Source organism: Micromonospora sp., from assembly GCF_048594385.1.
Lineage (GTDB): Bacteria > Actinomycetota > Actinomycetes > Mycobacteriales > Micromonosporaceae > Micromonospora > Micromonospora wenchangensis.
In genome coordinates this window covers 1-24754 of sequence record NZ_JBMDWU010000310.1, presented here as the reverse complement: position 1 = coordinate 24754, position 24754 = coordinate 1, and the positions used below count along the sequence as shown (strand labels likewise).

Below are 24754 nucleotides of genomic sequence, written 5' to 3'. Positions count from 1 at the left end.
GGCGCGCCGGCCGCCCGGGCCCGCTCGTAGTCACGCAGGCTGGCGAAGTTGCCGGCCCGGCGCAGCAGCTCCTGGCGGCGCATCAGCTCACCGTTGATGGCGTCCACCATCCGGTCGACCAGCGGCAGCGCGTCGACCAGGTTGGTGATCACGGCGGCGGTGTGCGGCAGCCGGTCGAAGGAGGCGAAGGTGGCCCCGCCCTTGAAGTCGACCAGGACGAAGTTGAGCTGCTCCGAGCTGTGCGTGGCGGCCAACGCCAGGACCAGGGTGCGCAGCAGCTCCGACTTGCCGGAACCGGTCGCCCCGATCAGCAGCCCGTGCGGGCCCATCCCGTCCTGCGCCGACTCCTTGAGGTCCAGCTCGACCGCGCCGCCGTCCGGGCCGACCCCGATCGGCACCCGCAGCCGGTCCCGGGGCGAGCGGGGCAGCCAGCCCTGGTCGGCGGTGAACCCCTCCGGGTCGCCCAGCCCGAGCAGCTCGGGGAGGCCGGGTTCGGCCCCGGGGGCGGCCTCGGTGCCCCGGGCGACGGCGGCGAGCCGCAACGGGGCGAGCCGCCGGGCGACCGCCTCCGCGTCGACCACGTCCAGCCGGTCGGCGGTGCCCACCTCGGCGTGCCCCTCGGCCGACCAGGAGTGCAGCCGTCCGGCGCGTACCTCCAGCAGCAGGGCGAACCGGTCCAGCAGGCGCGGCGGCGGGGTGTCCAGGTCGAGCACGGTCACCGCGTCGATGCCGCCGTCGCCGGTCAGTTCGGTGGCGTCGGTCAGGTCACCGCCGTCGAGGAGCACCACCACGTGCGGGCCGTCGGTGGCCGGCCCGGCCGGGCTGAACCGGGACCGGCTGGCCAGCACGTCGCCGAGGAGCCGTTCCAGGTCGACGGCGGAGCTGGTGACCAGCCGGACGGGGCCCAGCGCGTCGACCCTGCTCGGGTGGTGGGCGTGCGGCAGCCACTTCACCCACTCCCAGTGCCGACGCCGTTCCGGGCCGGCGCAGACGGCGACGAGCAGCTCGTCGGGGGCGTGGAAGACGGCGAGCTGGACGAGCATCGCGCGGGCCAGCGCCTGCGCGTGGGGCGACCCGGTGCCGCTCTCCGCCGCACCCCCGCCCGGCCCGACCGTGCCGCCCGGCTGCCCGCCCCGGACGAAGACCCGGGCGAAGCTGCGCAGCGACAGCGCCACCGGCAGGTCCGGCACCACCGAGTACGCGTCGAGGAAGCGCCGCAGCGCCCCCGCGGTCATCGGCTCCAGCTCCTCCAGCGGTCGGGTGACCGGCGGCACCAGCGGGGTGGCCAGCGTCTGCGGACCGACGGCGACCCGCACCACGCCGAAGTCCGGGTCGCCGGGGCGGCGTTCCCAGACCCGGTGACTGTCCACCGTCGACCAGAGCCGCTCCGGGTCGGGATGCCGGTAGTACAGCCCGGCCCGCTGCTGCCGGGCGGTCTGCCGGACCCGCCGTCGCAGGGTGGTCAGGTGCCGCAGGTACTCCCGGCGGGCGGCCATCATCTCCGACTTCCGCGGGCTGCCCGAGGCGCTGCCCCAGGAGGTCATCAGCATCGCCACCGAGGAGAGCCCGAACATCCCGCCCACCACGTACGAGTAGGCACCGCCACCGCGACCGAACATCATCGCCATCGCCACCGTGCCGCCCAGCATCGGCAGCACCATCAGCGCCTGCTGCCAGCGCCCGCCGGTGACCACCGGGATCTCCGGCGGACCCTCCACGGGCAGCTCGCCGACGGGGATCTCCGGGGCGGGCCGACGCGGTGGCCGCCTGATGACGACAGTGGACAAATCCACCTCCCTGTGGCGCTCGGTAACCCGAACCTGGCTCATGGTAGGTAAAGTGCGCGTCGTCCGTCAGCCGCCACCGCCTATCGATATGGAGTCCAGTCGATGACCATCGGGCTGGCCAGGGTCACCATCAGCGCGCCGGGGCGACGCGTCGACGTGGCCCTGCCGGAGCAGGTCCCCCTGGCCGAGCTGCTGCCCGAGGTGCTCCGGCACGCCGGGGAGGGGCTGGCCGACGACGGCGAGCGGCACGGCGGCTGGGTGCTGCGGCGTACCGACGGGGCGGTGCTGGTGACCGCGCAGCCGCTGCTGCCGCAGGGGGTACGCGACGGCGAGGTGCTGCACCTGGTGCCCGCCCACGACCAGTGGCCCGAACTGGAGTACGACGACGTGGTCGAGGCCATCGCCGACGGCGCGCGTCGCCGGGGGGCGGCCTGGTCGGCGGCGACGACCCGGGCGGCCGTGCTGGCCGGTGCGGGCGTCCCGCTCGCCGTGGGGCTGCTCGCCGTGCTGGCCGCCGGGCCGGGACAGCCCGCCGCCTGGCCCGCCGCGGGTGTGGTGGCGCTGCTGCTCACCCTCGCCGGCACCACCGCCTCCCGGGCGTGGGGTGACGGCCCCACCGGGGCCACCCTCGGCGGCTACGCCCTGCCGTACGCCGCCGCGGCGGGCGCGCTCGCGGTCAGCTCGGGCGACCCGGTGGGGGTGTTGCGGCCACTGCCCTGGCTCGGCGCACCCGAGCTGCTCGCCGGTGCGGTGGCGCTGCTCCTGACCGCCGTGCTGGGCCTGCTCGGCGTCGCCACCCGGCTGCGGGTCTTCGTGGCCGGTGCGACGGCGGGAGCGGTGGGCGGGCTTGCCGGTCTGGGCGGGCTGCTGCTCGACCCGGCCGGCACCGCCGCCGTGCTGCTCTGCGTCATGGTCTTCGTCCTGGGGGCGCTGCCGCTGCTGGCGATCCGGCTGGGCAAGGTGCCGCTGCCACCGATCACCCTGCCGGCCGGCCCGACGGGTGGCCCGGACGGCGTACGGGACCTGCCGGACCGGGCCCGGGTGCATGCGGCGGTGGCCCGCAGCGAGGAGATGCTGACCGGGATGCTGCTCGGGCACGCGGTCGCGGTGGTGGCCGCCGCGCTGGTGCTCGCCGCCGACGGTGGGCTCGCCGGGCGGGTGCTGGTGGCCGTCGGCGCGGGGGTGCTGCTGCTGCGGTCCCGGCTGTTCGTGGCCGTCCGGCACCGGGTACCCCCGGTCACGGCCGGCCTGGCCGGGTTCGCGGTGCTCGGGGCGGTGCTCGCCGGCCGGCCCGGTGTCCCCGGGCTGCTGGCGTTGAGCGGGGGCGGGCTGGTCGTCGCCCTACTCGCCGTCGCCGCCGGTACGACGTACGCCCGGCGGCCGGTCTCGCCGTACCTCGGTCGGGTGGCCGACCTGACCGACACCGCGCTGGTGGTGGCGGTGGTGCCGGTGGCCTGCGCGGTGCTGGACCTCTACGACGCGGCCCGGGGCCTGCTGGGTTGACCGCCGCCGACCGGGACCCGCGCACGGTCGGGCGACGACGAAGGCCCGGACCGTCCGGTCCGGGCCGCTCGCGGTAAGCCGGTCAGTGCGCGGTGCCGCCCTGCGCCTCGGCGTCGCGGGCCCGCTGGTAGGACGCCAGCACCTCGGCCTCGGCCTCGACCCGGCCGACCCAGGTCGCGCCCTCGACCGACTTGCCCGGTTCGAGGTCCTTGTAGACCTCGAAGAAGTGCTGGATCTCCAGCCGGTCGAACTCGCCCAGGTGGTGGATGTCGCGCAGGTGCTCCTGACGCGGGTCCTCGTAGGGGACGCAGAGGACCTTGTCGTCGCCGCCCTTCTCGTCGGTCATCCGGAACATGCCGATGGTGCGGCAGCGGATCAGGCAGCCCGGGAAGGTCGGCTCGGGGACCAGCACCAGCGCGTCCAGCGGGTCGCCGTCCTCGCCGAGGGTGCCCTCGATGAAGCCGTAGTCGGCCGGGTACTGGGTCGACGTGAACAGGGTGCGGTCCAGCCGGATCCGGCCCGTCGCGTGGTCCACCTCGTACTTGTTGCGGTGACCCTTCGGGATCTCAACCGTGACGTCGAAATCCATCTCCCACGCTCCCTCGTCTGCCCACGCTGGCTGAACGGAACCACTGACGCCCGGTACGGATGAATGGCCACCCGTCGGCTCCGGACGCCGCATAGTCTTCGGACCGAAGTAGTGTCACCCAGGCGAGTTCGGCGGCGGGAGGAGGGGGTCGTGGGGAGGGAAGATTCACACTACCGCCCGGAGGGGGTTGACGGCCGGGGATCGGGCCGGTCCGTGACCGGCGGTGCCACCGGTCGGGTCTCGGTGCCCGACGCGAACGTCCCCCGTCGCCCCGAGTCGACGCCCGAACCGCCGGTCACCGGCCGGTCCGAGGAGCATCCGCCACCGCCGGCCTGGCGTCCACCGTCCGCGACCGAGGGCCGACCGGCCGTCGGGTCCGCCCCGGTGTCGCCCCCGTTCCCCCCGTCCGGTGCCGCCCCGGCGACTGCCGCGCCGGCCGCTCCGGCGTCCGGCTCCGCGGCGGTCCCTCCGCACCGGGGCTCGGCCCCGGTCGCCACCCACCCGGTCGTGGCGTCGCCGCCGGCCCGTCCGGAGCCGTCGGCCCGTCCCGGCTCCGCGCCGCCGGACGGTGGCCCGCCACCGCCCGCCGGTCCACCTCGTCGGCGTCGGCGGTGGGTGCCGGCGCTGCTGGTCGTCGTGCTGCTGGTGGGTCTCGCCGGAGCGGCGGCGGTGCTCCGGCCGGGCCCGGTCGCCGGCTGGCTGGGCGGGGCGGACAGCACCCCGTCGCCCACCGCGCGACCGCCCGAGCCCGACCCGTCCCCGGTGCTCGCCGGCCCCGACGGCACCGCACCGGAGCCGACCCCGGCCGGGGTACGCGCCGCGGTGGAACCACTGACCACCGCCGCCGCCCTGGGCAGTCGGGTCAACGTGTCGGTGGCCGACGTCGTCACCGGCGAATCGCTGTACGCCAAGGGCGGCGACGACGCCACCGTGCCCGCCTCGGTCACCAAGCTCGCCACCGGGGTGACCGTGCTGAAGGCGCGGGGCCCCGGGCACCGGATCGCCACCCGGGCGGTGGCCGGGGCGAGCCCGGGCGAGGTGGTGCTGGTCGGCGGCGGCGACCCGACGCTGGCCGTGGACAAAAACGGCTTCTACCCCGGCGCGGCCCGCCTCGACGCGCTCGCCGCGCAGGTCAAGCAGGCCCTCGGCGGCACCGCCCCGACCCGGGTGGTGGTCGACTCCACGCTCTTCCCCGGCCCGGTCCACGGTCCCGGCTGGGATGCGGACATCCCGACCGGCGGATTCGGCGCGTCGATCACCGCGCTGATGACCGACGGCGCGCGCCGGGACCCGGTGGGGGCGCGGAAGAACTTCGCCGACAGCCACGGTGCGGCCACCCGGTACGCCGAGCCCGACCTGGCCGCCGGCCGTTCCTTCGCCCGGCTGCTCGGCCTGCCCCAGGGCGGGGTGGTCCGGGGCACCGCCCCGGCGGCCGGTGGCGCGACGGCGGCCGGCACACCCGCGCCCGGCACCGAACTGGGCAAGGTCGAGTCGTTGCCGATGGTCCGGCTGGTCGACATCATGATCACCGACAGTGACAACGTGATCGCCGAGGCCCTGGCCCGCCAGGTCGCCCTGGCCCGCAACCAGCAGGCGTCCTTCGCCGGTGGCGCGGCGGCGATGGACGAGGTGATCGGCGAGCTGGGACTGCCGGCCGACGAGATCAGCCTCGCCGACGGCAGCGGGCTGTCCCGCAGCAACCGGATCAGCCCGTCGCTGCTCACCGACCTGATCGCGGTGGCCGGCAACGGCACCCACCCGGAGTTGACCGCGATCTTCGGCGGTCTCCCGGTGGCCGCCTGGTCGGGCACCCTCGGCACCCGCTACGAGTCGACGGAGACCGCCGCCGGAGCCGGCGTGGTCCGGGCCAAGACCGGCACCCTGACCGGGGTGCACGCCATCGCCGGCCTGGTCACCACCCGCGACGGCCGGCTGCTCACGTTCGCGGTGCTCACCGACCGGGCCCCGGCCGGCGACCCGGAGGTCACCCGGGCGGCACTGGACCGGATCGCCGGCGCGCTGGCCGGCTGCGGCTGCCGCTGAGCGGCGGCACCCGACCTGCCCCGGTGGGCGCGGACCGCCCGGGCCGGTGGGACGCGTCGGCCCCGCCGCCGGTGGCCCGGACGCGGGCAACCGGCCGGGGTGTCGCGGCGCGGGTACGGTGGGTGGCATGGCGCAGTTCGTGGACTGGGATCTGGCCGCCGCCACCGCTGGGGCGCTGAGCAAGTCGGGCCCCCGCGTGTCGTACGCGGAGGCGACCGGGGTGGTCGGCGATCTGCGCCGGCTCACCGACGAGGCGGCCGGGCACGTCGCCGACTACACGGGGCTGCGCCCGCAGGTGAGCCATCCGCCGGTGCGGGTGGTGGACCGGCGCGACTGGGCGGCCACCAACATCGCCGGCCTGCGTGAGGTGATCACGCCCCTGGTCAGCCGGCTCTCCGGCGACAAGCCGCCCGGCGCGCTCACCGAGGCGGTCGGCTCCCGGCTCACCGGGGTGCAGGCCGGCACCGTGCTGGCGTACCTCTCCGGCCGGGTGCTCGGCCAGTACGAGGTCTTCTCGGCCGACCCGGGGCAGCTGCTGCTGGTCGCGCCGAACATCGTCGAGGTGGAACGCAAGCTCGGGGCCGACCCGCGCGACTTCCGGCTCTGGGTGTGCCTGCACGAGGTCACCCACCGCACCCAGTTCACCGCCGTGCCGTGGATGCGGGCGTACTTCCTCGGTGAGGTGCAGGCGTTCGTGGACGCCTCGCAGGGCACCGAGCACCTGGTCGAGCGGCTGCGCCGGGGGGTCTCCACCCTCTCCGACGCGGTCCGCGACCCGGACAGCCGTACCAGCGTGCTGGACATCGTGCAGACCCCGGCACAGCGGGCCGTGCTGGACCGGCTCACCGCGCTGATGACCCTGCTCGAGGGGCACGCCGAGTTCGTGATGGACGGCGTCGGCCCGCAGGTCATCCCCAGCGTGGAGCGGATCCGGGCGGGTTTCAACCGCCGCCGTGAGACGGGCAACCCGCTGGAGAAGGCGATCCGCCGGCTGCTCGGCGTGGACGTCAAGATGCGCCAGTACGCCGAGGGCCGCAAGTTCGTGCACGGCGTGGTCGAGCAGGTCGGCATGCCCGGCTTCAACAAGATCTTCGGTTCGCCGCTGACCCTGCCCCGGCTCGACGAGCTGGGCGACCCGGCCGCCTGGGTGGCCCGGGTGCACGGCCCGGCCGGCGCCACCCCGACCGCCGGCTGACCCGGTGGCCGGCCGGCCCAGCCCAGCCGACCTGCCGGTCGGGCTCCGTACCGCCGAGCCGGCCGAGGTCGGGCGGCGCGGCGTCGGTGTCTCTTCCGGGCCGTCGCCCGATCCGGCGGTGGCCGCCGTCCGGGTCGCGGTCCGTCGGGCGCTGGCCGGGCTGCCGCCCGCCGGGCCGGTGCTGGTGGCCTGCTCGGGTGGGGCGGACTCGATGGCCCTCGCCGCCGCCACCGCGTTCGTGGCGTCCCGGCTCGGCCGGCCGGCCGGTCTGGTGACCGTCGACCACGGGTTGCAGGCCGGGTCGGCCGAGCGGGCCGCCGCCGTCGCCGGGTGGGGCGGGCGGGTCGGTTTGGATCCGGTCGCGGCGGTGCCGGTGACGGTGGCCGTGCGGCCCGGTGGCCCCGAGGCGGCCGCCCGGCAGGCCCGCTACCAGGCGTTGACGGCGGCGGCCCGGCGGCACGGTGCGGTCGCCGTCCTGCTCGGGCACACCCGCGACGACCAGGCCGAGACGGTGCTGCTGGCGCTCGCCCGGGGGGCCGGCCCGCGCGGGCTGGCCGGGATGCCCGCCCGGCGGGACCTGGCCGGGGTGCCGCTGCTGCGCCCTCTGCTCGACGTCACCCGGGCGCAGACCCGCGACGCGTGCGGGGCACTCGGCCTGACCCCCTGGCAGGATCCGCACAACACCGACCCGTCGTACGCCCGGGCCCGGGTCCGCGCCGACGCGCTGCCGGCGCTGGTCGCCGCGCTCGGCCACGGGGTCGTGGACAACCTGGCGCGTACCGCCCGGATGCTCGCCGCCGACACCGCCGCGCTGGACGACCTGGCCGCCAACGCCCTCGGCGCCCCGCAGTCCCGGCCCGACGGCAGCCCGGGGGTACGCGACGGCGGCGGGCTGTCCGTGCCGGCGCTGGCCGGCCTCCCCGGGGCGGTACGCGGCCGGGTGCTGCACGCCTGGGCACGGGAGCTGGGGGCACCACCGGGTGCGCTGTCCCACCGGCACGTCGACGCGTTGGACGCCCTGGTCACCGCCTGGCGTGGACAGGGCCCGACCGCCCTGCCGGGGGGCGTACGCGTCTGCCGTCGGGACGGCCGGCTGCTCCCCGTCGACCTGGGCGGGCCCGCTCCGGTGCGGTAGACAGGGCTGATGGCGTACCCCCGCAGTGCCCTGTTCGCCCCGCACGGTGCCGTCTCGACCAGCCATCCGCTCGCGGCGGCGGCGGGCCTGGCCGTGCTGCGGCGCGGCGGCAACGCCGTCGACGCGGCACTGGCGACCGCGATCACGTTGACCGTGGTGCAGCCGCCGTCCAACGACATCGGTGGTGACCTGTTCGCCATCGTCTGGGACGGCGACCGGCTGCACGGTCTCGCCGCCGCCGGGCGGTCACCGGCCGGGTTGACCCGGGAGGTGGTGCTGGCCGCCACCGGTGGGGCGGCGGCGGAACCGGTGGCGGCGCTCGGTGGCGCGCAGGCGTCCGGCCCGGCGATGCCCGCCCGGGGCTGGCTGCCGGTGACGGTGCCCGGAGCGCCGGCCGGCTGGCGGGACCTGCACGACCGGTTCGGCGTGCTGCCCTTCGCCGACCTCTTCACCGACGCGGTCGGGTACGCCGAACACGGCCATCCGGTCTCCACCGGCACCGCCGCCACCTGGGCCCGGGCACTGGCACAACCGGTGCCGGCGGGTGCCGAGTTCACCGAGTTCGACCGGGTCTTCACGGTGGCCGGCCGGGCGCCCCGACCCGGCGAACGCTGGCGCAACCCGGCGGCGGCCCGGACGCTGCGGCTGATCGCCGCCACCGGCGCGGAGGACTTCTACCGGGGCGCGATCGCGGCGGCGCTGGACCGGCACGCCGCCCGTACCGGTGGCTTCCTCACCGCCGCCGACCTGGCCGCGCACACCTCGACCTGGGTCGACCCGGTCAGCGTCCGCTACCGGGGGCACGAGGTGTGGGAGCTGCCGCCGCCGGGGCAGGGGCTGGCGGCGCTGCTGGCGCTGGGCGTCCTGGACGGCCTCGACCCGGGCGTCGACCCGGTGGACCGGGTGCACCGGCAGGTGGAGGCGGTCAAGCTCGGCTTCGCCGACGCGCACGCCCACGTGGCCGACCCGGAACGCGCCGAGGTGCCGACCGCCGGCCTGCTCGACCCGGGCTACCTGGCGGCGCGGCGGGCGCTGCTCACCGACCGGGCCGGCGACCCGGTGGCCGGCACGCCCGAGCGGGGCGGCACCGTCTACCTCTGCACGGCCGACGCGGGCGGGCTGATGGTCAGCCTGATCCAGTCCACCTACCTGGGGTTCGGCTCCCGGGTGGTGCTGCCCGGCCACGGCTTCGCACTGCAGAACCGGGGCACCGGTTTCCGGCTCGACCCGGGTCACCCCAACCTGGTGGGGCCGGCCAAGCGTCCGTTCCACACGATCATCCCGGGTTTCCTGACCCGCGACGGCGCACCGGTCGGGCCGTGCGGGGTGATGGGCGGGCACATGCAGCCGCAGGGGCACGTCCAGCTGGTCGCCGCGACCGTCGACGACGGCCGTGATCCGCAGGCCGCCCTCGACGCCCCCCGCTGGTACTGGCACGCCGGCCGGACCCTGCTGGTCGAGCCGGCGCTGGCGGCCGAGCCCGGCCTGGTCGCGGGGTTGCGCGCCCGGGGCCACGAGGTCACCGTCGCCGACGAGCCGTCCGTCTTCGGGTACGGCCAGGCGCTGTGGCGGGCCCCGGCCGGCGGCTGGGTGGTCGGCGCGGAGCCCCGGGTCGACGGCGCGGCGCTGGGCTACTGACCCCGGCGCCGCCCCCGGGGGCGGCGGCTCAGGCGGTGGGGACGCGGTCGCGGAAGGTGGTGCGGTAGCCCTGCGGGGTGGTGCCGACCCGGCGGGCGAAGTGGTGGCGCAGGGCGGCGGCATCGGGGAAACCCGAGCGGCCGGCGACGCTCTCCACGCTCAGCCGGGTCTCCTCCAGCAGCCGGCGGGCCAGCAGCACCCGCTGGTTGGTCAACCAGTCGTGCGGGGTGGTGCCGGTCTCGGCCCGGAACCGGCGGGCGAAGGTCCGTGGCGACATGCCGGCGCGGGCCGCCAGCTCGTCCACGGTGGTCGGCCGGTCCAGGTGCCCCACCAGCCAGCTCAGCACCGGTTCGAGGGTGGGCGCGTCGGGGGTGGCCGGGATCGGCGCCTCGACGTACTGGGACTGGCCGCCGTCGCGGTGCGGGGGGACCACCATGCGCCGGGCCAGCCGGGTGGCGGTGACCGAGCCGTGTTCCTGGCGCACCAGGTGCAGGCAGGCGTCGATGCCGGCGGCGGTGCCGGCGCTGGTCAGCACCGGGCCGTCGGCCACGTAGAGGCTGTTGCACCGGACCCGGGCCGAGGGGTGCCGGCGTTGCAGCTCGTCGGCGTACTTCCAGTGGGTGGTGCACTCCCGGCCGTCGAGCAGGCCGGCCGCGCCGAGCACGAACGCCGCCGAGCAGACGCTGAACACGTACGCCCCCCGGTCGGCGGCGCGGCGCAGCGCGGCCAGCACCGCCTCGGGCACCTCACCCCCCTGGGTGTACGCGGGCACGGCGACCAGGTCGGCGTCGTCGACCGGGGCGAGGTCGGCGTGCGGGGTGAGCCCGAACCCGGAGGCGGTACGGACCGGGTCGCCGTCGGCGGTGCAGACGGTGAACCGGTAGCCGGGGAAGTCGTCGTCGGTGCGGTCGGTGCCGAAGACCTCGGTGAGCACGCCCAGCTCGAAGACGGCCACCTGGTCCAACGCGATGACGGCCACCGATCGAATCATGTGACGAGGGTAACCGGAAAGGTGGCAGGAAATCGAGGGTACCTGGCATGACTGCCACTGTCCCGGCCCGGACCACTGGCGGAAACTGGGATGAGTCCGGTGCGCACCGGCGGCGAAAACCACTCAGATCGCGAGAAAGCGAGCGCCGCCATGCAGTTCCTGTTGTTCCTGCTCTTCCTCGCCGCGCTGACCGCCGCCTCGGCGTTCGGCCTGACCGCCGACACCCGCGACTCGGCCGACTGGAAGCCCACCGAGGAGGGCCGCCGCTGGCGATCCCGCACCTGCTGAGGTGATTGATTCCGTTGTGCCGGAAAACTCGGGGCGGGACCGCGCCAGAAGGGGCGGCCCCGCCGACGCGGGCCCTCCGGCGTACGGCAGGCTAGGAGCATGGCTGACGGCTCCTGGTACGACGCCGACATCGATCACGTGATCATCTCCGAGGCGCAGATCCGCGAGAAGACGGCGGAGCTGGCCAAGCAGGTCTCGGCGGACTACGCCGGGGTCACCGACGGACTGCTGCTCGTCTGCGTCCTCAAGGGCGCGGTCATGTTCATGGCCGACTTCGCCCGCGCGCTGGGCCGGCAGGGTCCGCCCGTCGAGCTGGACTTCATGGCCATCTCCTCGTACGGCCAGGGCACCACCTCCTCCGGCGTGGTGCGCATCCTCAAGGACCTCGACCGGGACATCGCCGGCCGGCACGTGGTGGTGGTCGAGGACATCGTCGACTCCGGCCTGACCCTGTCCTGGCTGCTGCGCTACCTGGAGTCCCGGTCGGCGGCCAGCGTCGAGGTGGTGGCCCTGTTCCGCAAGCCCGACGCGGTGAAGGTCACGGTGCCGGTCAAGTACGTCGGCTTCGACATCCCCACCGAGTTCGTCGTGGGCTACGGCCTCGACTTCGGCGAGCGCTACCGCGAGCTGCCCTACGTCGGGGTGCTCAAGCCCGAGGTCTACGCCCGCGCCTGAACTGCGCCCGTATCGGTCGTCATCGAGCGGACGTTCAGCGGGCTCCCAGGCAATCCGACTACCGTGGGTGCCGGTGGCGTGGGACATCTCCGCGTCCGGCACCCCGACCCGCGTGACCGGGCGGTCGACGGAGCCGGTGCGCACGTTCCCCGTCACGCCGGCCGAAACCCGGTTCGCCGTACGCGTAACTGCGGGGCTCGCAAGCTCGCTCCTCGTGTGCAGGAGGGCTACGAATGTGCCCGACTGCGGGGCTCGCAAGCTCGCTCCTCGCGTGCACGGTGTACCGTCGAATGACCGCGGTGCGGCAGTTCGCGCGCCTCGGGGTCGAGGCCGGCCCGCACGGCGGCTCGACGCCGCCCCCGGCGGCGACACCATTCAGACGGTCAGGACGTCGATCAGGAGGATGCGGGCGCTCCGGCGCTCGACAACAGCATGGAACGTACGCGTTTCTTCCGCCGACCGGTGGTCTGGATCATCCTGGTCATCCTCGGCGCCGTTGTGCTCAGTCAGCTGTTCACCGCTGGTCCCAGTTACCACCGGGTGGACACTTCCGTTGCGCTCGACCAACTGCACACCGCCAAGATCAACAAGGTCGTCTTCCAGGACAAGGAGCAGACGCTCCAGCTCAACCTGGCCGAGAAGACCAAGTTCGGCGACACCACGACCGACCGGATCGAGGCCCAGTTCCCCTACCAGGCCGGCGAGCAGGTCTGGAACGAGGTGCTGGCGGCCAAGGCGGCCAACCGGGTCACCGGCCCGGCGGACGCCAAGGTGTCCTCTGACAGCATCTGGGTGAGCCTGCTGGTCAACCTGCTGCCGATCGCGCTGCTCGTGCTCCTGCTGCTGTTCTTCATGTCGCAGATGCAGGGCGGCGGCTCCCGGGTGCTCAACTTCGGCAAGTCCAAGGCGAAGATGATCACCAAGGACACCCCGAAGACGACCTTCGCGGACGTCGCCGGGGCCGAGGAGGCGGTGGAGGAACTCCACGAGATCAAGGACTTCCTCCAGAACCCGGCGAAGTACCAGGCCCTGGGTGCCAAGATCCCGAAGGGCGTGCTGCTCTTCGGTCCGCCCGGTACCGGTAAGACGCTGCTGGCCCGCGCCGTCGCCGGCGAGGCCGGGGTGCCGTTCTACTCGATCTCCGGCTCCGACTTCGTCGAGATGTTCGTCGGTGTCGGCGCGAGCCGGGTCCGCGACCTCTTCGAGCAGGCCAAGACGAACGCCCCGGCGATCGTCTTCGTCGACGAGATCGACGCCGTCGGCCGGCACCGTGGCGCCGGCATGGGCGGCGGCCACGACGAGCGGGAGCAGACCCTCAACCAGCTGCTCGTCGAGATGGACGGCTTCGACACCAAGGGCGGGGTCATCCTGATCGCCGCCACCAACCGGCCGGACATCCTCGACCCGGCGCTGCTGCGTCCGGGCCGGTTCGACAGGCAGATCCCCGTCGACGCACCCGACATGGAGGGCCGCAAGGCGATCCTGCGGGTGCACGCCAAGGGCAAGCCGTTCACGCCCGACGTCGACCTCGACGCGGTCGCCCGGCGTACCCCCGGCTTCTCCGGTGCCGACCTGGCCAATGTGATCAACGAGTCGGCGCTGCTCACCGCCCGCAAGGAACAGCGGGCGATCACCAACGACTCGCTCGAGGAGTCGATCGACCGGGTGATCGCCGGGCCGCAGCGTCGGACCCGGGTGATGAGCGACCAGGAGAAGAAGATCACCGCGTACCACGAGGGTGGGCACGCGCTGGTCGCCTGGGCGCTGCCGCACGCCGCGCCGGTGCACAAGGTGACCATCCTGTCCCGGGGTCGCTCGCTGGGGCACACCCTGGTCCTGCCGACCGAGGACAAGTACACCCAGACCCGGGCCGAGATGATCGACACCCTGGCGTACGCCCTGGGTGGCCGGGCCGCCGAGGAACTCGTCTTCCACGAGCCCACCACCGGAGCCGGCAACGACATCGAGAAGGCCACCCAGTTGGCCCGCGCGATGATCACGCAGTACGGCATGAGCTCGAAGCTCGGCGCGATCAAGTACGGCACCAGCGGGGACGAGCCGTTCCTCGGCCGCAACATGGGCCACGAACGGGACTACTCCGACTCGGTCGCCGCCGAGATCGACGGCGAGATGCGGGCCCTGATCGAACTGGCCCACGACGAGGCCTGGGAGATCCTGGTGGAATACCGGGACGTCCTGGACAACATGGTCCTGGAGCTGATGGAGAAGGAGACCCTCTCCACCGCCGACATGGCCCGGATCTGCTCCCGGGTGGTCAAGCGCCCGCCGATGGCCCCGTACAACGGCTTCGGCAAGCGCCTGCCCTCCACCGAGCCGCCGGTGCTCACCCCGGCCGAGAAGGAGAAGCTCAAGGCGCAGGCCACGGCCGACGGCATCTCCGTCGGCGGGGCCACGAACAACTCGGACGGTCTGCACTGAACACCGACGCCGCGGCCAGCCCCGTCAACCCGGGGCTGGCCGCCTCGTCCACCGAGCCCGGTGACGAGACGTTGGACTACGTCGCCGCCCGGCTGATCAGCGGCAAGCTCAACGGTCGCCCGATCGAGGACACCATGGACCTCGGCCGGATCGAGAAGGCGGTCCGCGAGATCCTCATCGCGGTCGGCGAGGACCCGGACCGCGACGGCCTCCAGCAGACCCCGGCGCGGGTCGCCCGGGCGTACGCCGAACTCTTCGCCGGCCTGCGGGTCGACCCGTCCCAGGTGCTCAGCACCACCTTCGAGGCCAACCACGAAGAGTTGGTGCTCGTCCGGGACATCGATGTGATGAGCCTCTGCGAACACCACCTGCTGCCGTTCCGGGGCAGCGCGCACATCGGCTACATCCCCGGCCCCGACGGCCGGATCACCGGCCTGTCCAAGCTGGCCCGGCTGGTCGAGGTCTTCGCCCGCCGTCCGCAGGTGCAGGAACGGCTGACCTCGCAGATCGCCGACCTGCTGATGAGCAAGCTGCAACCGCGTGGCGTCATCGTGATACTGGACTGCGAGCACATGTGCATGGCGATGCGCGGCATTCAGAAGTCCGGCGCCAAGACCATCACCTCGGCCGTGCGGGGCGTGCTCCAGCACGACGCGAAGTCCCGCGCCGAGGCGATGTCCCTGATCATTCCCCGCTGAGCCGCTGAGCCGCTGAGCCGCTGAGCCGCTGAGCCGTGACGTGTGGGGCGGCGCGGTCAACCGGCCAGCAGCGTCAGCGTGATCCCGGCGGCGGTCACCACCGCCGGGATCAGGCAGGTCAGCAGCCCCAGTCGGGGCGTACGGTCCCACCGGTGGTCCGGCCCCGGCGGGAACAACCGACCCACCCCCACCCAGCCCGCCGCGAACGCCGCCGCCGGCATCGGCAGACCCACCAGCAGCGCCGCCACGACCACCGGTCCGGTGCCGAGGGTCACCAGGAGCAGCAGCTGCACCAGGGGCACGACCAGCGCCAGCGGACCGTACACCAGGAGGTTGCGCAACCGGGGCGGCCAGGCCGCCGGCCGCAGCGAACCGCGCGCCGCCAGCGCCGCGTCGGCACCCTCCGCCCAGCCCTGCGCCTTGCGCAGGCCCGCCAACACCGCCGCCGGGCCACCCGCCATCGCCCGGGTCGCCTCGGCCAGTTCCGGTGGCGTCGGGGTCAGCGAGATCGCCGGTACGCCCAGCTCGCGCAGCCGGGTCTGCTGCGGCGTCAGGCGGGCGCGCACCTCGGTCAACTCGGCGCGTGCCGCCTCCACCGCCCGGGCCTGCGCGGCGGCTGCCGTCGCCGCGCCCCGGCGTACCCCGTCGAGCTGACGGGCGGCGGCCAGGTAGTCGGTCCAGGCGGCGGCCACCGACGGGGTCGGCTCGCCCCCGGCCCGCTGTCGGACCGGAGCCACCGTCACGGCGTCGTCGATGCTCACGGCCGAGGCTCCTCGCGGCTCGTCACGCCCGGTCCTCCTCGCGGTCGGTCACCTGCGGTCCTCCCGGGGGCCGGTCCCGCACGCCGCGCATCGCGGCCGGAGCCGCGTGGCGGCCCTGCCCGGCCGGCTCCGCGCGGACCGCCTTCCGTACCGCGGGTTCCGGCCCCGTCGTGGATGGTCTCCGCGCGGGCTGCGCCGTGAATGGCCTCCACGCGGGCCCGGCCGTGGCCGGTCATGCCGGGTCCGCCTCGTCGGCGAACGGCACCAGGACCGTGCCCCGGTCGTCGGTGGTGTCCCAGAGGACCACCCGGGCCGGTCGGGGACGCCACTGCACCGGGTGCCCGAAGAGCGGGGCGAGCTGTGCACCCGGCACGTCGACCGTCGCGACCGCGGCCAGCTTCCCGACCTCGCCGTCGGGCTCCACCAACCCGGCCAGCGGCGGCACCGTCCGCCACCAGCCCAGCAGGTGCCGACCCGCCGGCGGGCCCTCCCGCAGCAGCGTACGCAGCCGGTCCGGCGGCAGTTCCTCCGTCGAGGGCACGTCCACCCCGAACACCACCAGGTAGGTCGGACCGGTACCCGAGAACTCGGTCAGCAACCCCGGCCCGTCCACCGTCGACACCCGGTGACGCTCACCCAACTCGGCGGCGAGCGCGGCGGCCAGCGACGCGGAGCCCTCGGCCAGCGGCGCGAGCACGAACTCCGCGCTACCCGGCGGATGGTGCGCGGCGGTGCTGCGCGCGGCCGTCGCCAGCAACGTCGCCGCCGCCGGACCCGGCCCGAGGACGGCCAGGTTGCGGCCGGCCACCGGGCCCAGCGGCACCGCCACGGTCGTCCGGGCCACGTCGACCGCCCGGCCCAGCAGCGCCGCCGGCGCCCCGCACCGACCGGCAACGGCGGCGCGCATCCGGGGATCGTTGCCCAGCAACGGCCGGGCCCAACCCGCGAACACCACAGGCGGTACGGCATCCTCCGGCCGTGCCGCGAACAGCCGGTGCCGCAGCTCCTCCACCACCTCCGGGGCGTCGTGCGGGTCGGGGAACCGGACCAGCCGCTCGTGCCCGCGCGTCGCGCCGCGTGGGCCGCCCAGGCCACCGGCGGTGTTGACCACGGCACTGCCCACCGCCAGACCGGCGGCGGCGTCGTTGGTCGGCATCAGCACCGCGCTGCCGCCGGCAAGCGCCACCCGCACCGGGAACTGCCCCAGCACCGAATCCCGGGGTGCCGCTCCCGCGCCGACGCCCAGATCACCCGCGCCGGCCAGAAGTAGGTGCACGCCGTACCCGCGACCCGACCTGGCCAGCCCGTCCAACCGGGCCAGCACCTCGGCGGCCACCGGATCCCGATCCGACAGCAGCAGCGGAAAGTTGTCGATGACGCAGACGACGCGCGGCAGCACCTGATGGTCACGCAGCTCGGCGAAACGCTGGCCGCCGGCCCGTGCCGCCGCCTCCTCCCGGCGATTGATCTCCGCCGCCAACTGGTCGAAGAGGTCCCGCACGTACTCCGGGTCGGCGGCCATCCCCGCCGCGCGGACCTGCGGCACCCACGACCTGTCCCGCCGGGTCTGGAGGAACTCCACGAACGACTCCCCGGCACCCAGATCCACCAGGTACAGGGCCAGTTCGTCCGGGCCGTAACGGGCGGCCAGGCCGAGCAGCGTGTTGGTCAGGAAGGCCGCCCGGTCCGCTTCCGACCGGCCGCTGACCAACCAGTGCGGGGTCAACTCGGTGAAACCCACGGTGACCGGCCGGCCGCCGGCGTCGCCCACCGTGGTGGACAGGCCGTCGACCGAGGAGGACGCCCAGAGCGGCGCGTCCCCGGGCGGCAGCAGCTCGGCGAGACCCAACCGAGAGCCCGCCTCGATCTGGTCGGCCAGCCGACGGCAGACGGCGTCGATCAGCTCCGCGCCGGGGTCCTCGTCGACGAGGACGGGACAGTTCAGGCCCCCCGGCGCGTCGGTGCCCGGTCCGCTGAACGGGCTGCCCGGCGGATCACCCAGCAGCGCGTACGAGGTGCGCAGCCGTACCGGGGTGGCCTGTGGCAACGGTGGCCGGGCCGCCGGCCAGCCGGCGACCACCAGGTGCAGCCCCGCACCCCGACCCCGCTCGGCGAGCGCCACGATCCGGTCCAGGTCACTCGACGCCGTCGACCCGGGCAGCCCGGCGATCACCAGCAGCAGCGTCCGGTCGTGCCGGCGGGGTCGGCCGGCCCCCGGGGAGACCCACTGCTCGGCCTCGGCGAGCACCGCCCGCAGACCGGCCACGTCCGTCGCCGCAGGCGGGAACAGTCCGGCGTCGGCCAGCGCGGTGAACGGGGCGAAGACGGCCCCGTCCCGGGGATTCGTCGTCCCACTGTGCTGCGGTGCGGTGCTCGCGTCGGCGGCGGTGTTCTGGGGGGCGGCCCCTGCGGTGCGGGCTCTGCCGATGTCGGATTGCCCGGCGCCGGCCTGTTCCGTGCCAGCCTTGCCGGTGCCGGTGCCGGTGCCGGTGCCGGTGCCGGTGCCCGCGGTGACCGGGCGGGCGGTGGTGTCGGAGGTGCCAGGTCGGGTGCCGGTGCCTGCGGTGCCTGTGGTGCCCGGTGTTGCGGTGCCGTCGACGCCACGGACCAGGAGGCAACCCGCCGGCGTGGCTGCCAGCAGGCGCAGCAACACGGCCCGGACGAGACCCGCCACCCGGGTGTCACGCACGTCCACGTCGAGGGCCAGGTGCGCCGAGCCGAGCAGCGGCACCAGCGCCGGGAAGCGCGCATCCTCCAGCGGGGCCCCCGTCCCGATCCGGACGAAGGGCGGATGCTCTTCACCACACGGAGTGTGCGCCGACAGGTCCGTCAAGGCGTCCCCGGCCCAGCCCGGGGCGAGCAGGGCGGCGGCGTGCCGCAGCCGGTCCGCCAGCTCGTACTGGCGGCGTTGGTCGGCGGGGGCCGGACGGATCTCGTCGAGGACCGTGGCGGCAGCGGCGACGGTCGCGGCGGCCCGGCGGTGCAGGGCTGCGGCGCGGTTCGTGCGAGCCTTCGGACCGGCCACCGCGTCCACCCCTCTTTCCGAGGTGCTCCACCCCGCTGTTCGCGACGGGAAGCCTCCCCGACTGCAGACCGTATCCCAGCCCCGGCCACTCCTCCGGGAAGCGCGGCGGCGATGCGCCGGGCTTGTCGCACATCGCGACGAACTCTCACCTCCCGGGGTCGCCCTGTCACGATCCGCAGCCTTCGGGGCATTGGGTACGGAGCGTCCAGCCGATAGCCTCAGGGGGTGGAATCAGTGCAGCCCCCCGCCGGTTCCCAGGTGTCCCGAGTACCGGCGCAGCGGACCCCACCGGAGCACTCGGCACCCCCTGCGCCGCTGCCGGTGCCGCAGCGTCCACCCCGTCGGCTCCGAACCGTCCTCAGCGTCGTCGCCGGGGTGCTGGCGTTGCTCTGCGTCGGCGGCGGGATCACCGGCTACGTGCTTTACGAGCGGGCCGCCACCCCGGATCGCAGCGCTCCGGACGTCGTCGTCGACAACTATCTCCGTGAGTTCCTGGTCAACGAGAACGACACCCGCGCCAGTCTTCTCGTCTGCCAAGATGCGGATCTTGGTGCGGTCGCGGCTCTCCGTGACGAGTTGCGGCAACGAGAGAGCAAGTTCGATGTTGTGGTAAGAGTTGGTTGGGGATCGTTGACCAGAGTGGAAACGCCTCAGGGTGAGTCCGTGACGACCACTTTGACCATCTCGGGTTCGGCCAACGGTCAGCAGCGAAGCAGCCGTCGGGAGGACTGGACTTTCGACGTTGTCGACATTCGTGACGGCTGGCGTGTCTGCGGTGCGCGGAAGGCTGTCTGACAGCTATTCGATCCACAGCAGGTGGACGGGGATTTCCATAGTGGTGGGTGGTTGTCCGCGCCAGGCCCAGCGGTACCATTCCAGTTCCGGCGTGACCCGGACACAGATGTCACCGTCGGCACCGGAGTAGGACTCGGTCACCGCGCGTAGATCGCGGTGTTCGACGGCGTCCTCGACGTGGACCACCCGTCGTCCGCTGACCGCGTCGGTTTCGAAGACCGGGGTGGGGGCGTGGTGCGTCGGTCCGTCCAGCGAGACGAGTTGGATCCCCTGTTCCCGCACCGGTCCGGTAGGCGCGGGCCGGTCACCCAGGGTCTCCACCCAGACCCGCTCCACGGGGACGAGCGGGGCGAAGACCTCCACCTGGTCGGCCTCCGCCCGGTACCACTCGTGCTCGGGGATGACCGGCACGTAGGTACGGCTGCCCTGTACCACCCGCTCGTCGGCGCGCAGGTCTCCGCGCCAACCGAGGCCGGGGAGCCCGACGAGGACCCGCCGGCCGCGCAGCTCCACCCGGCCGGTGGCGGGAACGATCTCGACCGGTCGTGGTGGAAGTGGCGCCCAGTCGGGCTGGCCGGCGAACGGGTCCGGCAGTGGTCCGCTCATCGGGGCGACAGCCTCATGCCGAACCGTTCAGCGGTGCACCACGTTGCCGCATGAACGGCACCGGGTTGATGCCGCCGGAGAAGCTGCGGTTGCTGTCGATGTGCACCTCGAAGTGCAGGTGCGGGCCGGAGGAGTTGCCACTGCTCCCGACCAGACCGATCACCTCCCCGGCTTTGACGAGCTGCCCGGGGACCACCCGGGGCTTTTCGATCATGTGGCAGTACCGGGTGATGAAGCCGCCGGCGTGCAGGATGTCGACGAACCACCCGCACCCCCCCTTGCCCGGGAAACCGTCGACGTCACAGTTGCGGTTTCCACGGTGGTCGGGATCGCAGCGGGCCACCAGCACCCGACCGGTGGCGGCGGCGTGGATCTCGGTTCGCTTGCGGGCACCGATGTCCACGCCGTTGTGTCGCGGTCGGCTCGCTGTCCGAAAGCCGGAGCCGACCCCGCCGTCGATCGGCGCGGTCCAGCAGGAGGCGGCGATGGCGCGGGCGGAGGCGCGGTCGCACACCGCCCGCTCGGCGATCTGGACCGTGCGGGCAGCCCCACCGGCGAGCGCATTGACGATCTGACTGGCGACGTCCTCGTGTTTCGCGTACGCGTCGGGGTAGGCGCTGATCTGTACCTTCTGCGCGGCCCGGGTCAGGGGCATCCGTTCCCAACCGTCGATCTTCAACAGCTTCTCGTAGAACTTGCGGGCCGCATAGTCGGGGCTCATCCGTTGGGTGACGCTGCCCCAGCCGGCCCGCTGCTGGAAGAGACCGAGGGAATCGTGGTCAGAGCCGACACCCTCGTTCGGAATGCCGCTGGAACCGGCGACGGTGCTGTTGGACAGGTTGCGCAGCGCTGACTCCTGCATCGCCGTCGCCACCGCGATCACCCAGCCCCGCGGTGCCACCTTCATGTCCTGACCGACCTTGATGATGACTGCGGCATTACGCATCTGACTGGCCCCGTACGCGGACATCCGGGGCATCTTGCCGGTGACGTTGACCCGGTGCTCGTCATCGCACTGCTGCTCGTTCGACACCAGGGTCTCCTGGTCGCCGCCGAGATTGGTCAGGAAGAACGCGGCGCTGCCGCCACCACAGCAGAGCAACGCGAGAGTGCCGGTCAGTGCGGCGGCAACGGCACCCATCCGGACCCGGCGGCGTGGGGCGCCGGTCGGTGGCAGTTCGGCAGTCATTCCCGCTCCCAGTCCACGGCATCCACCAACCAGCGGCCGTCGGGGGCGACCAGTTCCAGCCGCAGCTGTCCGCCCTCCAACGGAACCAGAACCTCCGTGAAGACCGCCGTCCGAGGTCGTAGCGTCGGAGTGCCGGCAATCTTGACAGCAGGCACTCCGGCCGGGTCGGCACCGGCCAACTTCTCGGTGAGTTCCGACGTCGACATCGGCCGCAGAGCCGCCTGCCACTGCTCCGCAGTGATGGTGGCCCCGCCCAACCAGGCGGTGGTGAATCGGGTCGCCGTCTGCTCGGGGGTCAACTCCCCGGGCCGGGTGCGCGGTGACTCCGGGACCGGGGTGGCGATGACTCCGTCGTCACCCTCCTCTGGATCGACGGTCGTGATCGGTTCCCGTGGACGGCTGCTGAGTCCCGCTGTGAGGTCTTCGGGACCAGACACCAGGCGAGCCGTACCGATCACCCCGAGCACCAGCACGGCGATCACGAGCGCGATACCGAGCCGCGACCGGATGAGTCGCGTGAAGAGGAGTTCGATCGCTCGCCGCATCGCGTCACCTCGCCTCGGAGCGTATACGGGGGCTGGGCTTCACGGGTGTCGGTGCCGGCGCGGAGTCAGGTCGGTAGACCACGAAGGACGGCACCTCCTCCGGCACGTCCGGCTCGGTCCAGCTCGCCGGACGGCGCCGGGGACGGGGTGCGGGCGTGGGCCGCTTGCCCTCCCGAGTCGATGGCTTCGTCTCGGTCTCGTCGGCGCGTTCGCGTCCATCCGGGCGCTCCCGCTGCCCCGGCGTGCTGACCGTCGAGTGGCTGGGGTCTTCCCGCCTGGCCTCAGGCCGCAGGGTGGCCGGCTCCAGCGCGGCCCCGCGTCCCCGGGTGAGCTTCGGCTCGGCCGTGCCCCCCGGCTCGGCCACGTCGAGTCGGGCGGCGACGCGCATGTCCCGGAAGAAACGGCGGTGCCACGACCCGGCCGAGCCAACCGCCTCACTGCTGTCCTTGCCGCCGAGCTGGGTGATCCTCCGGTAGGGCCGGAGCAGCAACCAACCGACCACACCACAGAGCCAGACCAGCACCACCTGGAGCCAGCCCGGCAGTGTCGGAGTGCTCATGATTAGGTCGACGGCGAACAGGTAGATCGCCGCTCCGGTGCCGAAGATGGCGATGTTGAACACGGCAGCGACCACGGCGTTCGCCAGCCGCCGCAGCCCGGCGCTGGCCGGGCGGAGCAGGCCGATCGTGCCCAGGATCGGTGCGGCGATCACCGCCCACCGGAAGATCATGAATCCGAGCAGCACCAGCAGCGAGGCGGTGAGGTCGAACATGGCGAAGAGCAATGCGGCCAGGACCGCGATGAACCCGGAACCGATCCGGTCCATGTCCCGGCTGCCCTGGAGATACTCGTAAGCCTCGGGATTCTCGGTCTTGATCTGTTCGGCGACCGTCATCCACTGCTGTTGCTTGGCCTTGATGGTGGCCTCGCGGGTGGCGGGATTCTCCCTGAGCTTCTCGGCCTCCTCCCAGGAGAGCGACTTCGCATCGTAGAGAGCTGCCCCGTACTTCTTGGCCGTCTCGCTGTCCGCCGAACCCAGGACCCCGCGCAGCCAGTTGCGGTACAACATCGATTCGGTGGCGGTGTCACTGGCACGGACTGCCGGGGGACGACTGTCCTTACAGGCATCGGGATTCGGATCGTCGCACTGGTCCGCCGGTGTGTCGCGCGCCGCCGGACCGATGGCGTCATGGACGACGCCCAGTGAGGTGATGAGGGTGCCGTCGGCAATGTTGGCCGACTTCACCGGCCAGGCGGCCAGTGCGGTCACCGCGACCATCACCAGCAGGGCCCAGCCCGCGGTGGTCATCGCGTTGCTCATGTCCGACTGGCGGGAGCGCCAGAGGAGGTAGAGGCCCACCACACAGAGCGTCACGATGCCGAAGACGCTGAACACCTTCTGGTAGACGGCCTTGGTCGCCTTCTCCACCAGCGGGTCGGCCCAGTTCCACATCGACCGGGGGTCCCAGGCGCGTTCCCGGAGCGCGTTCGAGGCACCCACCACGGCAGTTGCCATCATCAGTTCGCCGTTCGCGACCGTGGTGGTGAACTTGTAGTCCGGATGCAGGACGGTGGAGGCACAGCCCCCTTCCACGTCGTACGTGTTGAAGCTGTAGCCGCCGTAGCCGTAGTCGCTGTAGAAGCCTTTCGGCCCGGGAAGCTTCGACGAGTCGGGGCGGGAGGCGAACCAGCCCGCCAGACCGGAGTCCGGGGCTGACGGTACCGGCGGCTTCCGGCAGTCCACCTCCGTCTCGCTGACCTGCTTGAGCTTGGCGACGCAGGCGCGGAAGTCGGCCTGCCACTCCTTGGTGGTGCAGAGATCGGCAGCCGCCTGTGCCGCCAGGGTGGCCTGACCTGTGACGGGGGTACGGGCGTACGCCGGTGTGGCCCCGACCACCGGCCAGGCGATCGTGGCACCGGCGAGTACGCCGAGTGCGAGGAGGAGCGCCGTGATCCGTGCCCGGGCCCTCGCCATTGTCACGCCTCCAGATCAGCCAGGACGGTCGGCAGTATCCCGGCGGCCTGGGCGACCGCGGCGGGGGTGGTGTCGAGGTGATCCAGCAGCCCCTCGACGTACGACACGTCGACCCGGACCTTCTGCACCCGGCCGTCCACGTCCCGCATGACGAACTCGCGGAAGCCGAGCCGGGTGGCGGAGGTGGTGTCGACGGCGGACAGGGAGGCCAGGGTGGCCTCGTAGCCGTCGTCGACCGGCACCCGGAGCAGCCGGAGCGCCTCGGAGGCGATCTCGGTGTCCTCGGCGATGCGGCCGACGAAGACGGTGGAGACGAGGTTCTGGACGTCGAGGCCGAGGATGTCCTTCGGGTTCTGCGAGGCGACCAGGGCGGCGAGGTTCCACTTGCGGGAGTCGCGGGCGAGGCGGACCAGGAAGGACCGGCCGGAGCGCCAGCCCTCCATGAAGTGCGCCTCGTCCAGGCCGACGAGTTTGCGGGAGGACATCGACCCGCCGTAGCAGCGGCGGACGGCGAGGCGGTGCGCGGTGTGCAGCATCGGCAGCGCCAACGCCTCCTCGGCCGACCAGTACTCGCGTTCGATCTTGAGGTCGGGCAGTCGCAGGCCGGCCATGGTGATCACGGTGAGCGCCGCCCCCGCACCGAGCAGCCCCTCCGGCGGGCGTCCGAAGAAGAGCATGGCCAGGGGCATCTCGGCGGTGTCGAGCAGCAGGTGGGCCAGTTCCCGGCCGGCGTCGGCGTCGAGCCCCTGTAGGCAGGTGACCACGTCGTCCAGGGTGGACGTCTCCTCGGCCGGAACCTGGCGTACCGCGTGCCGGAACAGGGTGGCGGTGGACGCCTCCCGGGCCACCTGCGGCGGCACCAGCATCATGCAGATGT

Annotated in this window: 20 protein-coding genes; 10 read left to right on the top strand and 10 right to left on the bottom strand. The window is 73.5% G+C overall.

Features of this window, described 5'->3' with window-relative positions:
* A partial coding sequence (eccCa, locus tag ACOJTC_RS16510; RefSeq protein ID WP_420117543.1) for a type VII secretion protein EccCa occupies positions 1 to 1787 on the bottom strand: 1787 nt, incomplete at its 3' end.
* Between the two features lie 102 nt (positions 1788 to 1889).
* Between eccCa and eccD the strand changes: the two genes are divergently transcribed.
* Positions 1890 to 3290, top strand: a complete 1401-nt coding sequence (gene eccD / locus ACOJTC_RS16505; RefSeq protein ID WP_420117542.1) for a type VII secretion integral membrane protein EccD — start codon at positions 1890 to 1892, stop codon at positions 3288 to 3290.
* An 82-nt stretch (positions 3291 to 3372) separates the two neighbouring features.
* On the opposite strand, the gene ACOJTC_RS16500 is transcribed toward eccD, so the two are convergent.
* Complete coding sequence (locus ACOJTC_RS16500) at positions 3373 to 3879, bottom strand: inorganic diphosphatase (RefSeq protein WP_204927072.1); 507 nt, start codon at positions 3877 to 3879, stop codon at positions 3373 to 3375.
* Positions 3880 to 4494: 615 nt separating this feature from the next.
* Between ACOJTC_RS16500 and dacB the strand changes: the two genes are divergently transcribed.
* The 4 genes from dacB to ACOJTC_RS16480 all read left to right on the top strand — a co-directional run bounded on the left by dacB (position 4495) and on the right by ACOJTC_RS16480 (position 9890).
* On the top strand, positions 4495 to 5922 hold the full coding sequence (gene dacB, locus ACOJTC_RS16495) for a D-alanyl-D-alanine carboxypeptidase/D-alanyl-D-alanine endopeptidase (RefSeq protein ID WP_420117546.1): 1428 nt from the start codon (positions 4495 to 4497) through the stop codon (positions 5920 to 5922).
* Between the two features lie 127 nt (positions 5923 to 6049).
* Complete coding sequence (locus tag ACOJTC_RS16490) at positions 6050 to 7117, top strand: zinc-dependent metalloprotease (protein WP_204927074.1); 1068 nt, start codon at positions 6050 to 6052, stop codon at positions 7115 to 7117.
* Between the two features lie 4 nt (positions 7118 to 7121).
* A complete protein-coding gene (gene tilS, locus ACOJTC_RS16485) occupies positions 7122 to 8252 on the top strand; it encodes a tRNA lysidine(34) synthetase TilS (RefSeq protein ID WP_420117541.1) in 1131 nt (376 codons plus the stop codon).
* 9 nt (positions 8253 to 8261) lie between these two features.
* Entirely contained in the window at positions 8262 to 9890 is a 1629-nt protein-coding gene (locus tag ACOJTC_RS16480; protein WP_420117540.1) for a gamma-glutamyltransferase family protein, read from the top strand.
* Between the two features lie 28 nt (positions 9891 to 9918).
* Here ACOJTC_RS16480 and ACOJTC_RS16475 read toward each other — a convergent pair whose 3' ends face one another.
* Positions 9919 to 10881 (bottom strand): GlxA family transcriptional regulator, encoded by a 963-nt coding sequence (locus tag ACOJTC_RS16475; protein ID WP_204927076.1) that lies wholly within the window; start codon positions 10879 to 10881, stop codon positions 9919 to 9921.
* Between the two features lie 150 nt (positions 10882 to 11031).
* On the opposite strand from ACOJTC_RS16475, the gene ACOJTC_RS16470 reads away from it, so the two are divergent.
* From ACOJTC_RS16470 to folE, 4 genes are all read left to right on the top strand, one after another.
* Positions 11032 to 11169: a hypothetical protein gene (locus ACOJTC_RS16470; protein ID WP_169733054.1), complete on the top strand. Its 138-nt coding sequence runs from the start codon at positions 11032 to 11034 to the stop codon at positions 11167 to 11169.
* Between the two features lie 99 nt (positions 11170 to 11268).
* Positions 11269 to 11844 carry a hypoxanthine phosphoribosyltransferase gene (gene hpt, locus ACOJTC_RS16465; protein ID WP_067302270.1) on the top strand — a complete coding sequence of 192 codons (576 nt, stop codon included), beginning with the start codon at positions 11269 to 11271 and terminating at the stop codon, positions 11842 to 11844.
* Positions 11845 to 12276: 432 nt separating this feature from the next.
* Positions 12277 to 14283, top strand: coding sequence for an ATP-dependent zinc metalloprotease FtsH (gene ftsH / locus ACOJTC_RS16460; RefSeq protein ID WP_204927078.1), 2007 nt, complete (start codon positions 12277 to 12279; stop codon positions 14281 to 14283).
* Positions 14284 to 14318: 35 nt separating this feature from the next.
* Entirely contained in the window at positions 14319 to 14981 is a 663-nt protein-coding gene (gene folE / locus ACOJTC_RS16455) for a GTP cyclohydrolase I FolE (RefSeq protein ID WP_204927152.1), read from the top strand.
* A gap of 56 nt (positions 14982 to 15037) precedes the next feature.
* On the opposite strand, the gene ACOJTC_RS16450 is transcribed toward folE, so the two are convergent.
* Positions 15038 to 15742 carry a hypothetical protein gene (locus ACOJTC_RS16450; RefSeq protein ID WP_420117539.1) on the bottom strand — a complete coding sequence of 235 codons (705 nt, stop codon included), beginning with the start codon at positions 15740 to 15742 and terminating at the stop codon, positions 15038 to 15040.
* A 232-nt stretch (positions 15743 to 15974) separates the two neighbouring features.
* The gene (locus tag ACOJTC_RS16445; protein WP_420117538.1) at positions 15975 to 18776 is read right to left on the bottom strand and encodes an FtsK/SpoIIIE domain-containing protein; all 2802 of its coding nucleotides are present in this window, start codon (positions 18774 to 18776) and stop codon (positions 15975 to 15977) included.
* Between the two features lie 225 nt (positions 18777 to 19001).
* Here ACOJTC_RS16445 and ACOJTC_RS16440 point away from each other — a divergent pair, with 225 nt between their 5' ends.
* Positions 19002 to 19562 (top strand): hypothetical protein, encoded by a 561-nt coding sequence (locus ACOJTC_RS16440; protein WP_420117545.1) that lies wholly within the window; start codon positions 19002 to 19004, stop codon positions 19560 to 19562.
* Between the two features lie 3 nt (positions 19563 to 19565).
* Here ACOJTC_RS16440 and ACOJTC_RS16435 read toward each other — a convergent pair whose 3' ends face one another.
* The 5 genes from ACOJTC_RS16435 to ACOJTC_RS16415 form a co-directional block, all read right to left on the bottom strand.
* On the bottom strand, positions 19566 to 20168 hold the full coding sequence (locus tag ACOJTC_RS16435) for a hypothetical protein (RefSeq protein WP_420117537.1): 603 nt from the start codon (positions 20166 to 20168) through the stop codon (positions 19566 to 19568).
* A gap of 13 nt (positions 20169 to 20181) precedes the next feature.
* A complete protein-coding gene (locus ACOJTC_RS16430; RefSeq protein WP_420117536.1) occupies positions 20182 to 21357 on the bottom strand; it encodes a M23 family metallopeptidase in 1176 nt (391 codons plus the stop codon).
* Entirely contained in the window at positions 21354 to 21902 is a 549-nt protein-coding gene (locus ACOJTC_RS16425; protein WP_357932771.1) for a hypothetical protein, read from the bottom strand. The genes ACOJTC_RS16430 and ACOJTC_RS16425 overlap by 4 nt, the downstream gene beginning before the upstream one ends.
* 4 nt (positions 21903 to 21906) lie before the next feature.
* On the bottom strand, positions 21907 to 23877 hold the full coding sequence (locus ACOJTC_RS16420; protein ID WP_420117544.1) for an MFS transporter: 1971 nt from the start codon (positions 23875 to 23877) through the stop codon (positions 21907 to 21909).
* Positions 23878 to 23879: 2 nt separating this feature from the next.
* Positions 23880 to 24754, bottom strand: an 875-nt coding sequence (locus ACOJTC_RS16415; protein ID WP_420117535.1) for an ATP-binding protein, incomplete at its 5' end; no start/stop codon positions are given.